The sequence below is a fragment of the Arthrobacter sp. NtRootA1 genome (assembly GCF_019976975.1).
In the GTDB taxonomy this organism is placed as follows: Bacteria; Actinomycetota; Actinomycetes; order Actinomycetales; family Micrococcaceae; genus Arthrobacter; species Arthrobacter aromaticivorans.
In genome coordinates this window covers 5,266,366-5,279,883 of record NZ_AP024630.1, presented here as the reverse complement: position 1 = coordinate 5,279,883, position 13,518 = coordinate 5,266,366, and the positions used below count along the sequence as shown (strand labels likewise).

10 protein-coding genes are annotated in these 13,518 nt (G+C 57.9%); 8 read left to right on the top strand and 2 right to left on the bottom strand.

The window, feature by feature from the left end; genetic code table 11:
- Window positions 1-464: 464 nt before the first annotated feature.
- From rpmH to LDN90_RS24135, 8 genes are all read left to right on the top strand, one after another.
- Window positions 465-602 carry a 50S ribosomal protein L34 gene (gene rpmH, locus LDN90_RS24170; protein ID WP_011776797.1) on the top strand — a complete coding sequence of 46 codons (138 nt, stop codon included), beginning with the start codon at window positions 465-467 and terminating at the stop codon, window positions 600-602.
- Between the two features lie 41 nt (window positions 603-643).
- A complete protein-coding gene (gene rnpA, locus LDN90_RS24165) occupies window positions 644-1,054 on the top strand; it encodes a ribonuclease P protein component (RefSeq protein ID WP_223947439.1) in 411 nt (136 codons plus the stop codon).
- Between the two features lie 97 nt (window positions 1,055-1,151).
- Complete coding sequence (gene yidD / locus LDN90_RS24160; RefSeq protein ID WP_223949370.1) at window positions 1,152-1,487, top strand: membrane protein insertion efficiency factor YidD; 336 nt, start codon at window positions 1,152-1,154, stop codon at window positions 1,485-1,487.
- A 16-nt stretch (window positions 1,488-1,503) separates the two neighbouring features.
- Entirely contained in the window at window positions 1,504-2,475 is a 972-nt protein-coding gene (yidC, locus tag LDN90_RS24155) for a membrane protein insertase YidC (protein ID WP_223947438.1), read from the top strand.
- Window positions 2,475-3,026 carry a R3H domain-containing nucleic acid-binding protein gene (locus LDN90_RS24150; protein WP_216924404.1) on the top strand — a complete coding sequence of 184 codons (552 nt, stop codon included), beginning with the start codon at window positions 2,475-2,477 and terminating at the stop codon, window positions 3,024-3,026. The genes yidC and LDN90_RS24150 overlap by 1 nt, the downstream gene beginning before the upstream one ends.
- Window positions 3,027-3,032: 6 nt before the next feature.
- Window positions 3,033-3,683 (top strand): 16S rRNA (guanine(527)-N(7))-methyltransferase RsmG, encoded by a 651-nt coding sequence (gene rsmG, locus LDN90_RS24145; protein ID WP_216924406.1) that lies wholly within the window; start codon window positions 3,033-3,035, stop codon window positions 3,681-3,683.
- A gap of 87 nt (window positions 3,684-3,770) precedes the next feature.
- Window positions 3,771-4,826: a ParA family protein gene (locus tag LDN90_RS24140; RefSeq protein ID WP_223947437.1), complete on the top strand. Its 1,056-nt coding sequence runs from the start codon at window positions 3,771-3,773 to the stop codon at window positions 4,824-4,826.
- A 67-nt stretch (window positions 4,827-4,893) separates the two neighbouring features.
- On the top strand, window positions 4,894-6,129 hold the full coding sequence (locus LDN90_RS24135) for a ParB/RepB/Spo0J family partition protein (RefSeq protein WP_223947436.1): 1,236 nt from the start codon (window positions 4,894-4,896) through the stop codon (window positions 6,127-6,129).
- Between the two features lie 5,837 nt (window positions 6,130-11,966).
- Here LDN90_RS24135 and trxA read toward each other — a convergent pair.
- Window positions 11,967-12,293, bottom strand: coding sequence for a thioredoxin (gene trxA, locus LDN90_RS24130; protein ID WP_216924410.1), 327 nt, complete (start codon window positions 12,291-12,293; stop codon window positions 11,967-11,969).
- A gap of 36 nt (window positions 12,294-12,329) precedes the next feature.
- Entirely contained in the window at window positions 12,330-13,286 is a 957-nt protein-coding gene (trxB, locus tag LDN90_RS24125) for a thioredoxin-disulfide reductase (RefSeq protein WP_223947435.1), read from the bottom strand.
- Window positions 13,287-13,518: the final 232 nt, after the last annotated feature.

Here is a 13,518-nt window from a genome sequence, read left to right as displayed (position 1 = left end):
CAATCAGTTCCTAAATACTTGCTTGCCGGCGTTGCTGGCAGCCGAAGTGTCTCCGACTGGCGATGTTTCCGGGGTTAATCCACAGAGTTATGCACAGCGGGTGGACAATGGGCTACTGAGCCACTCTAGGGGATGGAATCGCTAGAAGATAGCTGGGAAGTTGCTTGTGGATAATTACACCGTTGTGGTTCTGATTTGGGCCTTGTGAGCCACTTCATCCACAGGCTGTGCAGCGTTCATTGACACAACTGTGGATAGCTGTGGGAATGGCTTCCGGTTTGACTGAGGGTGCCTTTTTGCCCTAACGTTGTGAAGTCCTTTGTGTCCGCTTTTGTGATCAGTTGCATCGACGTACGTTTATCGTGCGGCAGGCAACGGCGGCAGGCACATACAAAACTTAGCGTCGGCCAGTTCTTCCCCTTTTGATCGGGTGGGCGCACCTTTGATCCACTGGAGTAACTAACGTGAGCAAGCGGACTTTTCAGCCGAATAACCGCCGTCGGGCCAAGAAGCACGGCTTCCGCCTTCGTATGCGCACCCGTGCCGGCCGCGCCATCCTGGCTGCACGTCGCGGCAAGGGCCGCGTCGAACTGTCGGCGTAAATAACTGACTTGTCGGTCAGGGTCTTTTTGCGGGTTCGACGGTGCTAGCCACCCCAAACCGTCTGCGGACGTCTACCGACTTTTCAACAACTGTACGTTCCGGCGTCCGCAATGGACGCCGGAACTTAGTGTTATATACGGCCCCTATTGGGGCCGCGGAGCCGAGTCGAATCGGCTTCATTGTCTCCAAAGCCGTCGGGAACGCCGTGACCAGGAACCTCGTTAAGAGGAGACTGAGAGAAGCAGGCGCACTGTCCTTGCACACGCATGGTACGGGCCTGGCGGTCGTGGTCCGGGCGCTGCCCGCAGCTGCATCTGCCAGCTGGGAGCAACTGCTCTCGGATTACAACGCCGCATTGGCAGTGACGACGAAGCGACTGGGTGGATCAGCTCCACGCCGCGCTTCGCCAGAACACAACGGCACCACAAGGGAAGGGACACCGCGTGCATGACATAAGCACCGCCGTCGTTCCTTCCTCAGGTGACCCCTCTGGTTTAAGCAACCCCACCGGCAAGGTTCCCCACGGGCACCTGTGGGCGGCGGTAGGCATGTTTATCTGGGACCTGCCTCGGAATATTCTCATTCTCCTGCTGAAGACGTACCGCAAGGTCGTTTCACCCCTGTACGGCCAGGTTTGCCGGTTCTTTCCGTCCTGCTCGGCGTATGCCCTGGAAGCAGTGACGGTGCACGGCGCCATGAAGGGTAGCTGGCTCGCAGCCAAGAGGCTCGCCAAATGCCATCCTTGGAATGCTGGCGGAGTGGACCATGTCCCCGCCGGCCATCGTCATTGGCCTATAGGCCAGACGCCCACAATTGTTGTACTGAACAATCCGGACCAGTTCCTGGCTGCTCAGGCTGATGAAGAAGGCCGCACTGCGGCCTAACGAATAGGGATATCGTATGGACTTCTTTGGAACAATCATGTTTCCGTTCAAGTGGCTGGTGTCAATCATCATGGTTGGCTTCCACGACGGACTGAGCTTCATCGGGCTGCCCGCCGCCAACGGCTGGACCTGGACGCTGTCGATCATCGGCCTCGTGCTGGTGATCCGTGCCGCCCTGATTCCCGTCTTCGTCAAGCAGATCAAGGCCCAGCGCGGAATGCAGCTGCTGCAGCCTGACTTGAAGAAGCTGCAGACCAAATACAAGGGCAAGACTGATCAGCTCTCCCGCCAGGCCATGGCACAGGAGCAGATGGCCCTGTACAAGAAGCACGGCACCAACCCGTTCTCCGCATGTTTGCCCATGCTGATCCAGATGCCGTTCTTCTTCGCGCTGTTCCAGGTGCTGTCTGGTATCTCGACCGCCAAGAACGCCGGCGAAGGCATCGGTGCGCTGAGCCACGATCAGGTGGTTCAGTTTGATCAGTCGAGCATCTTTGGTGCGCCACTCTCCGCGTCCTTGCTTCATGGCGGTGCACCCGGCAGTGAAGTTGCCGTCTGGACCCTGTCCATCATCATGATCCTTGCCATGACTGCGTCGCAGTTCATCACGCAGAAGCAGATCATGGCCAAGAACATGTCCGAAGAAGCATTGGCCAGCCCGTTCATGCGCCAGCAGAAGATGATGCTCTACATCCTGCCGCTCGTGTTCGGTATCGGTGGTATCAACTTCCCCATCGGTGTCCTGATCTACTGGACCACCACCAACCTCTGGACCATGGGACAGCAATTCTTCGTTATTCGCCGCATGCCCACTCCGGGCTCGCCTGCCGCGAGGGCACTGGAAGAGCGCCGCGCCGCGAAGGGCCTGCCGCCGCTGCTGGGTGGCAAGAAGAAGGACGACGACGCCGAGGCTGCCGCCGCCGCTGCTGCGGCCGAGATCAGGGCCCAGCGCGTCCAGCCACAACGTAAGAACAGGAAGAAGAAGTAATGTCTGCTGAGAGCACTGAAGATGTAACTGCCGCCGCGACTGAGGAACAGGACGACACGCAGGAAGAGTCTCTGTCCAAGACGGCCAGCCGCCTCGAAGAGGAAGGCGACATTGCTGCCGACTACCTCGAGGAACTCCTTGATATCGCTGACATTGATGGCGACATTGACATTGAGGTCCGTAACGGTCGTACCTACATCTCCATCGGAACTGATGAGGAATCCGCTGCCTTGGATAGCCTCGTAGGTCGCGACGGCGAAGTCCTCGAAGCCTTGCAGGAGCTGACCCGACTGTCGGTCCTTTCCGCAACTGAAAGCCGGTCCCGTTTGGTGTTGGACATCAACGGATACCGCAAGGAACGTGCCGGCGTCCTTCAGCAGATCGCAGAAGACGCCGTTGCCAAGGTCAAGGAATCCGGTGGGACCGTTGCACTGGAGCCGATGAGCGCCTATGAGCGCAAGATCGTTCACGACGCCGTCGCTGATCTCGGATTCGTCTCCGAATCCGAGGGCGAGGGCGCTGGCCGCCACATCGTGGTCTCGGCTGACTAGCGGCTCATGGTTGAAATTACCGCAACTGAACTGCAGGCGGCAGAGAAGATCTTTGGGGAGCGCCTGGATCTCGCCAAGCGCTATGTAGAACATCTGGCTACGTCCGGGACCGAGCGCGGGCTGATCGGTCCTCGTGAGATCCCCCGCTTGTGGAGCCGCCACGTTCTGAACTGTGCAGTCATCGAGTCAGCCATTGCCATGGACAGCCATGTGGCAGACGTTGGGTCCGGTGCCGGACTTCCTGGCCTGTGCCTTGCAATTGCCCGTCCAGACCTTGAGTTGACTTTGATTGAACCTCTTGAGCGTCGAGTCATCTGGCTTCAGGAAGTCGTGGACGACCTTGGCCTGGACAATGTGACCATCATGCGAACCCGTGCTGAACTGGCTGTGGGATTGGTGGACGCAGACGTCGTTACGGCACGCGCAGTTTCAGCTCTTTCCAACCTGGCTGGCCTGACCATCCCCCTGCTGAATGGCAAGGGGGAGGTTGTGGCGATCAAGGGTCGCAGCGCTGCCGAAGAAATTGAGAAGGCCAAGAAGGTCATCCGTAAACTTGGCGGCGTGGAAACGTCCGTTGTGGTTTGTGGACAGGAGCTTTTGGAGGAACCCACCACCGTGGTGAGGATCATCGTCAACAAGCCCGGAAAGACGGGCTAGTCTCCGCTCGGTTTCCCGCGTGTCGGCGGCTGAGCAGTTAGGCTAGAGAACGGCAGCAAGCGCCGAATGAGAGTGAGAGTGTGACCAGTGGGCAGTAGCGAAACCTCCACGCAACGGATCCCCCCCTTTATGTCCTTGGGGTCCGCGCGGTCCATGGCCACACCCTCGGCGTCACTGCAATCCGCCATTGTGCGAACGAATTCAGTTGAAAATGCTGCCGTTTCACGTGAAACGCTGACGGATGAGGTTCACAACGTGATGGACTCCATCGATGATTCGAGCCCCATCGCTCGCCAACTGGCCAACGAGACGCGCCGACGTGAGCGGCTGATCGGACGTGAACTCCCGAAACCTGATCGGACCCGGATTTTCACGGTCTCCAATCAGAAGGGTGGCGTTGGCAAGACGACCACCACCGTCAACATTGCGGCTGCCCTGGCGTCTGCCGGTCTCAACGTACTGGTCATTGACATCGATCCCCAGGGAAATGCCTCTACGGCCTTGGGCATTGAGCATCACGCAGACGTGGACAGCATCTACGACGTCCTGATCAACGATCTTCCGTTGAAAGACGTAGTGGCTCCTTGCCCTGACATTCCCAACCTCATCTGCGCTCCTGCGACCATCCACTTGGCCGGCGCGGAAATCGAGTTGGTTTCATTGGTGGCCCGGGAACAGAGGCTTCGTCGCGCCATTGACGTCTACTCCAAAGAGCGGGAGAAGAACGGTGAGGGACGTTTGGACTTCATCTTTATCGACTGCCCGCCCAGCCTGGGTCTATTGACTGTCAATGCGTTCTGCGCCGCCAGCGAGGTCCTGATTCCCATCCAGTGCGAGTACTACGCCCTGGAAGGCTTGAGCCAGCTGCTGAAGAATATCGAGATGATCCAGAAGCACCTCAATGCTGACTTGGTGGTTTCGACGATTCTCCTGACGATGTATGACGGCCGAACCAACCTGGCCGCACAGGTAGCCTCGGAGGTTCGGCAGCATTTCCCCGAGCAGGTTCTGAGCGCTGTGGTTCCCCGCTCGGTACGCATCTCTGAAGCGCCGAGCTATCAGCAGACTGTCATGACCTATGATCCTTCTTCGAGCGGCGCGTTGTCCTACATGGAAGCCGCCGCCGAGATCGCTGAACGCTAGAATTCTTGAAACACTGCAACAGCCTGGGCCGGTCCGCGCTCGGCTATTCCATCGGAGGGATGAATCAATGAGCGAAAAGCGAAGGGGCCTCGGCAGGGGTCTTGGGGCTCTCATTCCTAGCTCGCCCGCGGCTGCCCAGGGGAACGGCGCTGCGCCCTCCCGCCCAGTGGATCTGTTTTTTCCGGAAGCCCGAAAGACAGCGGAACCGGTGGAAGCGGCCGATGCGACGGCGCCTGCCACTACGGCCGACTCCGGGACTTCGAGTGGAGCTAACGGTTCGCGTTCCGACGCTGCGAAGGAAACATCCCAGCCGGTTTCCAAGGCACCTGCCGCAAGCAGGTCCAGCGCGGCGAAGGCCCCCGCGTCCAAGCCATCCACTAAGCGCTCTTCATCTCCCTCAGTGAAGACCGCAGATGCAGAGACGAGTTCCACAGCGTCTTCCGCTCCTGCTGAAGCTACTTCACCCGAGGTGGAGTTGGTCGAAGTTCCGGGAGCGAGATTCGCTGAAATACCGGTCACGGACATTCACCCCAACCGCAAACAGCCTCGCTCCGTCTTCGATGAAGACGACATGGCCGAGTTAGTGCACTCCGTCAAGGAAATCGGAGTCCTCCAGCCAATTGTTGTACGTACTTCAACCGAAAAGGGTGGAGAACCGTACGAGTTGGTAATGGGTGAGCGCCGCTGGCGTGCAGTCCAAGCCGCAGGCCTGGAAACGATCCCGGCGATCGTCCGTGACACCACTGACGACGACCTTCTGCGCGACGCGTTGCTGGAGAACCTGCATCGTAGCCAGTTGAACCCTTTGGAAGAGGCAGCCGCCTACCAGCAGCTCCTGGAGGACTTCGGAACTACGCATGAGCAGCTGGCCGATCGCATTGGTCGTTCTCGCCCTCAGGTGTCTAATACGCTGCGTCTGTTGAAGCTTCCGCCGTTGGTGCAGCGCCGCGTCGCAGCAAGTGTCTTGTCAGCAGGCCACGCGCGTGCTCTCTTGGCGCTCCCTGATGCGGCCGCCATGGAGCGACTGGCACAGAAGATCGTCGCTGAGGGGATGTCTGTGCGGGCCACTGAGGAAGCCGTGGCTTTGTACCAGGACCCGACAACGCCAGCAAAGAGTGCTATTCCAAAGCCCAACGCCCGGCACGAGCGGCTGGACTACTTGGCGTCGTCGTTATCCGACCGCTTAGATACGAACGTGAAGATAACCTTGGGTGCTCGCAAAGGTCGCGTCAGCATCGAATTTGCCAGCGTAGAGGATCTCAACCGAATCATGGATGTTTTGGGACCGGGCTCTGACGAGTAGTTTTCCGGTCCAACGGAATGGGGTTTGCTTTGTGGCAGACCCCATTTTTTGTTCTGGAGCGTCTTGTTGTTCGCAGTGCGGATCGTTGGGCGTTCGACGATCGGCTCAGTCGTGTCTATGGTTTCACGTGAAACATGCCGAAGTTACCGTCGGAACCCCTGAGGATCCTGTTTCGGGTCTAGCCGGCTACGTTGCGGATACACGTCATTCGATGCTTTCTCCCGGAAAAGCGTCCGGTGCTTCGTCTGGTCCCTCCGGTACGACAACTCGAAAAGGCGAGTTCGTTCGTCTCGCCTGTGCAGCTGGGTCCATGAATTCATGCCCGCGCCGGCCAGTTCGGTCTTTGAGTTCGGTTTCCTAGAGTCGGGATCCATCTGGTCCGGGTTCTGCTACTGACGCTGGAGGATTCGGGTCTATTTCTGTAGCGCTTCTTGAGAGGATGCTCCGCGACCTTCATTGACCGGACGGCTCATGAACTGCAGATGTTTCACGTGAAACGCGCCCGTCGCTGAGGATTCCAATCTTCACGCTCCTTTGGCCGCTTTGCCCCACGTTGGATAGACGGTTTTGTATCTGTATGCGTAGATTTCACCCGCTGAGACCAGAGAAGAGTGTTCCTCAGTCAATTGGCAGTAGGCGAAACTGAAGATCGGCGGTGCGGTGGTGCGGTTATGCATTGCTTGCACGGTTCCCATCCACAGCCCGACGCAGGCTGTACAGGCCGCTGATCTGACGTGCACCGGCGGCAGACCCTCTTTTGGACCGGAGTGCTTCGAACTCTGATCTTGATTTGAGCTTGCGTGTCCCGGAGCGGAACCACTTTAGGGTCTCGCAGTTTGCCACAAGTAGTCACGGTTTGTTCTGTCGCTCGCATCGAGAGGCCTCGTGGACTGTTTCACGTGAAACCGGCCCCCCCGCTGTGATATCGGAAGGACGGACCAACTTGTCCAGGAAGGGATTACAGTGAATCCGACACAGTGAGACATCCAACGCTGAGTACCATCCGCGCTGTCTTGGTGTTGGCACGAACTAGGGAGACGCAGGACTGTTCACGTGAAACGCACGGATCCCTAGCCGAGCAGAAGTACGGAGGAGGCGAGAACCCGCGGGTGCCGGAGCGAACGAAGCGTCTAACAACAAGCCGGCTATTCACGTTCGTTGGGAGGGTTCGAACACCGTATCGCGGTAGGCGTTTACCATGAGTGACACTTCCGGGAGCCTCCATGGTCGGACAATTCTACGCAAGGGGTTGGGTAGTCTCCGCTTGTTAACAGTACTTAGTGAGAGACGGCTCTCTGTTGACTCGGTTCATTCCTTGAAGGTTTGCCATTTGAGGTGTTCCGGGCTCGTGATCCTACTGTGCCTACGTGTTCATGTAGTTCAGGGGTGGAGGGGCGGAATCACATCGGCCTAGTGGCACTTTAGTGGGCTAGGTGGCCTTGGACTTTCCTGTAAATAACCGGCGGGCTGCGGCAGCGCGTCCACACCTCCTCGCCGAAGGCAGTGGCGGTTTGAAGCCGGGACTTCAGTCGTTGTCGATCTTGGATGTTCTGCTCACGGCACGGGCGGCTCCTGAACTGTCATCCTGTGCTGCCCACTGACTGGCTGTATGAGCTGGGAGACACTGTTGCCGGCGGTGCTCAAGGGGCTCGAGCGTACTATGCGGGTGGACCGTCGAGTAGGCAGAGTCAGAGATGAAGAAGGTGGCCCCTCCTCATACCCTGAGACCAGACCAATGTTTGAGGCAAGGAGAGGTGCGGCGCTCCGTCCAGGAGACGTCTCCCCTGATGCGTCTCCCACAGGGGCGACAGTCATTCCTCCGTGACTTCTGTTTGGCATGGCCAAGATGTACTGGCGGTCGAAGCCGTGCCCTTGGTTCATCGCAGCCTTTCCTTCACAGTAGCAATTCCGATGGTGATCTCTCTGGCTGTTCTTGCTCCGCAGTTTGACCTGGGCTGCCACACAGCTGGACCTGGCCCGGAGAGGCCGTGTAACGCTGAGGGCTCCTTCATGCGGCCCACGTAGACCATGGTCCCACGGCTATGGACACTGAGTGATTTGGGGAGTGATGCCGCAACATCAGGCCTAGCGCTAGTTGAATGGGACGGCGGGGCTGTGGATAGATCTGATGTTGTACGTCTCTCTGAAAGGGCCGTGTGCTGCTTCTGGTCTCAGCTATAGTTCGAGTTGTGCAAGTCGAGCATCGCCCCGTCTTTGAGAACATCCTTAAGGGACAATACTGAGTCGTCGCTGAGCTTCGTCGCCGAAGAGTATTTGTTTCACGTGAAACACGATCCCATCCTCTACTGCGCGACGGAGCGGCGTGTGACGCACGGATCAAGCACATGTTTGGGCGGTGGATAAGCCTGTGGATAACTGTGGGGATAAGACTGTGGATGGTTCGTGGGTACACGCCCCTTGGCGAGAGCAGTTTCGTTGCGAGCGAGGAACACCTTGACCACGCTCGACCCTGAGTAGATGGCCGTATGTTCCACGTGAAACGCTCCACCGCCCCAAGGGGTGTAGTTCATGTCACATGACCCCAAAACACTTTGATTTGCGGGGAATTTGGCGCATTTCCTAGCAGCGGCGAGACTCAGTATGCCGCTGCTTTCGAGAACGCACCACGAAGGCGAAATTTAGCGACCAGAATGAGCCGAGCGCCGAGCTTTCCAAAAGATGCGTGGATGCCCTTGTGGCCAGTGGAAAAGCCTGTGGATAACATTGTGAATAACGCGGCCCGTTCTTCCATCCTTGCTCTCGCTGCCGCCTCCACGCGACATGGTGTTTAGGGCCTCCTCACGATTAGACCGGAGCTAGAGTCCATCTCCGAAGCGGCTGCCGTGGAGGCGGAGCAGCCCGTTCACCACCCAAGGCCCCTCTATCACCCTTTACATCGGGCCATCAGCATTCCTAGAGAGTCACGCTCCCTGAGAGACTGGTTCTATAGAAGGGCCAAATTCAGGTGTCGACTGTGACTAGGGGCATCTTTGATCCGATGTCTCCGTGCAGGACATGACTGACTAGTTAAGCAGACTGCGCTGAGCTGGACAGCCGCCCCAGGGGCTGGCACTGATCCAGAGAACACTGGGTCCTGCCCAGGAGTCGCTGTATGGCGGCTCGCCAATAGTTCAGGCAAGGAGCACAGTCTCGACGACTATGCGAGTTCGTGATGTTCGTTCGGGCAGCGCAGGAACCCACACGGCGTTTGTTATGGGCGTGGTTGGATGCAGTCGTCCTCTAGATTGGCGTGCTACTGGACCAGGCCACCTTCGGCCCATGCGCGGCCAAAGGCTGTCGGATGTTAGTCCTGCTGACAGTATCTAGCAAAACAGTCAGGTTCCTGACTATGCCCCCCGACTCCGTTCGTGTTTCACGTGAAACAGCACCGCCTCTAGGTGCCTGTCGCGGCCGTGAGATGAAGTGAAAGGCCTGGTTCCCGAGAGTGAGTCCGCAGGGTCGTGGCGTACTGAACGGCGCAGGTAGCTCCCTGGTTGAGACAATGCACTAGGCAGTTCAGACTCATGTCTCTATTTGAAGGTATCGAGCCTTATCCCTTCCTGGGTTTCGTCTAAGCTGAGCGGGAGCCGTGGCTGAATCACCCAACAGTAGGCTGGCCAGCCCCTAGGCTCCGCAAGAGGTGACACGCCAATAGGGAGTCCGCCTATCGATAGGTGAGAAAACATCGAAAACATCGATGATCCCGCCTGGAGGGACCGATAAGACATCGGGGTACCTTTTCAAGGCGTCTGTTCGACCCTCGAAGAGCCCCCATGGCCCTGTGCGCGGCCCCGTTGTAGTGCAGGCCTCTACCCCCACCTGTCGTGCCTCCGTTCTTGTGGGGCGATATTAGGTCTTGGAAGCGCCGAAGGTACTGGGAGGCAAGGGCGAGAACGAACGAGGCGTAGGTGCAAAACCAGAAGCTGCCAGGCACCGGTCCTTATGTTTCACGTGAAACGGATGTCCGTGTCGGGTGATCCATTGTTCCGAACGAACTAGGACGAAGCAGTGCTGATCCACATGGACAGATTATGCAGTTGGCCTTGTCAGCGGAGTGGCATTAGGCGCGGGACAGTGCGAAGAGTCCGTAAGTCACCATCGACGGTCTGAGATCGAACGCCCATGACGGATTGAAGTTCGACGACCCTCCAACGATGGGACATGAAAGCTTAAGTATTGCCTCACTAGGGCCTCAAATATCCACGCACATCCAGGGTCTAGTCCCCAAGTAGAGGAGGGACAATTGTTGCTCGCTGAGGCTGCAAGAACGTGTAAGGCTCGAGAGTCACTGCCTCCGGAGTGGTTCACATAAGGCTCGGATTGGCCGACTGGAGTGAACGACGTGGCTGTTTGACTGTGGGACGGAGCGGATTTGAAGCGTGGCGGCCGCTCTCAGGCGTATGTCCATAACCTTCGGGCTATCTCTGGCTGGGTGGAGGGCAGTCGGCTACTCCCCCCGGGGAGGCCTATTCGCAGAGAGAACAGTAGATACGATGCTTCCCGGATGTTTGTACTACATTCGGTGGGCATTATTTCTGAGACCGTCGGGGACGGCGGTTCGTTCAGGTGTCAGTTTTCGCACTTCGATAGCCCATCAAGTAGGTGAGCGTTCGTCTGAGACGGTCAGACAAGAGGGGGGTGCGAACCAAGGCTACCTAGATCCCTGAGTCGCCCGCCGTTGCGTTCGGACAACTTGTCGTGCTGCGAAGTATCAGGGCCTATTTCTACTAGGACCGGCCCCTTCAAAGCCACTCCTATCCTGAGTTGGATCCCTAGAATTCGCAATTCCGGTCGGGGTGCATGGGTGCGTTTCACGTGAAACATAGTGGAGACCGCCTGCTTCTACGATGAACCCACCGCGCCTAACGCAGCATCTATCCTAGGTGAGGAAGGTATGGAACCCCAGGCAATACCGAACCTCGGCCGTTTCACGTGAAACATCTACACCGACGCCTCCCTGGTGACAACAGAGGCATCGACTACAGAGAGACGCCAACTCGCGTCCGGGATGCTTCTCAAAGCGCGAGCAGCATGAATTCACTGATCTTGATTTCGAAATTCTCTTGTATGGGGGCTTAGCGATGCAAACAGGAGCCGCGGAGGGAACTGAAGGACCCCCATTAGGGCACTTGAGACTCGTGGGTGTTGTTTGACATGACCGTACGTTCCCGCGAGGACGTTGAGTCCAGAGGCGAGGTTCGATGTTGCCACAATGAGGACCGTTACGGAATCGCAGATTCAAACGAACGCAGCTGATCAACGGAAGGTCTTGTCAGGGTGTCCTTGACATGTTGCTATCCGAAAGACCGTCGGTCGTGACGCAAAATCCGAAGTCCACAGGCATTGAAGCACCATGGGAAGTCGTCCAGGCACGACTGATGGATTGCATCAGTGGTAGCTTCCGCGTCGATCTAGGTGCGAGCTGAGGCTTGCCGCCCGAGTTGGAGTTAGCTCTGTCCGATTGAACATGACTCCGACAGAACGTCCAGCCGGGGATCATCACTGGACACCGACGACATTCTTCATGGCCCGTGGGGATGTGAGCGAGGATCGGCCGGGAGGGGGCGGGGATGTGAGCGAGGATCGGCCGGGAGGGATGGGGATGTGAGAGAGGATCGGCTGGGTGGGGTGGGGATGTGAGAGAAGATCCGAGTTTGCCTACCCCAGGTAAGGGCAACATGCATTGAGGAGTTCTGAAGACGCGCAAGGTGTTTGGCGCAATCCGACGCTAAAAAACAAACTGTACTGGGTTCAAATTGGCTAAATGCAAGAAGCCGGCGGCTCCCACTCCTTCAGGAGCGACAGCCGCCGGCTTTTCACTGACTAACTAAGGGAACCTAGGACAAGACGTCCGCAAATTCCTTTTCGAAGAACTGCTTCGGCTTGGCGCCGATGACCGTGCTCTTCACTTCTCCCCCGCTGAAGAGGTAGACAGCCGGGATGGACGTGATGCCGTACTCGGCGGCGATGGCCGGGTTGTCGTCGACGTTGAGTTTCACGACGTCAACCTTCTCGCCGTATTCAACGGAGATCTCGTCGAGGATCGGGCCGAGCTTGCGGCAGGGTCCGCACCACTCTGCCCAGAAGTCCACGATAACCGGCTTCTCGGAAGCCAGGACGTCCGTGCTGAAGCTTGCGTCAGTTACGTCTTTAGCGTTGCTCATAACTTTCCCTTCGTATGGTTGCTGGTCTGGTGAAGCTCAGGAATGCAGGTCTGCGAGGTAGTGCTCGACATCGAGGGCAGCCACACAACCGGAGCCCGAGGCCGTGATGGCCTGGCGGTACGTGGGGTCGATGACGTCGCCTGCGGCGAACACACCCTTGATGTTGGTACGGGAAGTCCGGCCCTCTACGGCGATGGTTCCTTCGGGGGTCAGATCAACTTTGCCCTTCACAAGTTCCGTGCGGGGATCGTTGCCGATGGCGACGAAGACGCCGGTAACGTCGAGTTCAGACTCGGTGCCGTCCACCAGGTTCTTGAGCTTGAGGCCTGTGACCTTGTCACCGCCGAGGACATCCTCTACAGCCGTGTTCCAAATGAAGTTGATCTTCTCATGCGCCTGGGCGCGGTCGCCCATAATCTTGGAAGCCTTGAGGGTGTCCCGTCGGTGGACCACAGTAACGGACTTGGCGAACTTGGTAAGGAAGAGCGCTTCTTCCATGGCGGAGTCGCCACCACCGATGACTGCGATGTCCTGATCCTTGAAGAAGAAACCGTCGCAAGTTGCGCACCAGCTAACGCCGTGACCGGACAAGCGCTTCTCGTTCTGAAGCCCAAGCTCGCGGTAGGCGGAACCGGTGGACAGGATGATGGCCTTCGCCTGGAAGGTCTCCCCCGTGCCAATGGTGACCGACTTGATGTCGCCGTCGAGGTCCAATTCGGTGACGTCCTCGAAGAGAATCTCGGTACCGAAGCGGGCCGCCTGCTTTTCGAAGTTTTCCATGAGATCTGGACCCATGATGCCTTCGGGGAAGCCTGGGTAGTTTTCAACGTCCGTGGTGTTCATCAATTCGCCACCAGCAGTGACGGAGCCGGCAATGAGCAGAGGCTTCATGTTGGCGCGGGCGGTGTAAACAGCGGCTGTGTAGCCGGCAGGGCCTGAACCTACGATGATGACGTCACGCACCTGGGATGCCTTGTTTTCTGCAATGCTCACTTGGCGTGAACCTCTTCCTTAGTCGATGCTGCGTCTTTCGGGGCAGCCATCTGACTCAACCCCTGTTGCGTTCCAAATATTCCGTTGGAATTGGGGACCCTCAAAGCCACCATCATTCAGGGTACCGTCTGGAGTGGTGGCGAATCGAAGCGGGGACGCCGGATGACTGGTGGCCACATCGGTCACAAAGCCTCGCGGACATGCAAAAGTAGGTAACAGCACATGCCGTTCT

Coding starts and splice junctions, on each gene's coding strand:
- LDN90_RS24135 (WP_223947436.1), top strand. CDS start 4,894: ATGAGCGAAAAGCGAAGGGGCCTCGGCAGGGGTCTTGGGGCTCTCATT.
- rsmG (WP_216924406.1), top strand. CDS start 3,033: ATGGTTGAAATTACCGCAACTGAACTGCAGGCGGCAGAGAAGATCTTT.
- yidD (WP_223949370.1), top strand. CDS start 1,152: ATGTTTATCTGGGACCTGCCTCGGAATATTCTCATTCTCCTGCTGAAG.
- trxA (WP_216924410.1), bottom strand. CDS start 12,293: ATGAGCAACGCTAAAGACGTAACTGACGCAAGCTTCAGCACGGACGTC.
- LDN90_RS24150 (WP_216924404.1), top strand. CDS start 2,475: ATGTCTGCTGAGAGCACTGAAGATGTAACTGCCGCCGCGACTGAGGAA.
- yidC (WP_223947438.1), top strand. CDS start 1,504: ATGGACTTCTTTGGAACAATCATGTTTCCGTTCAAGTGGCTGGTGTCA.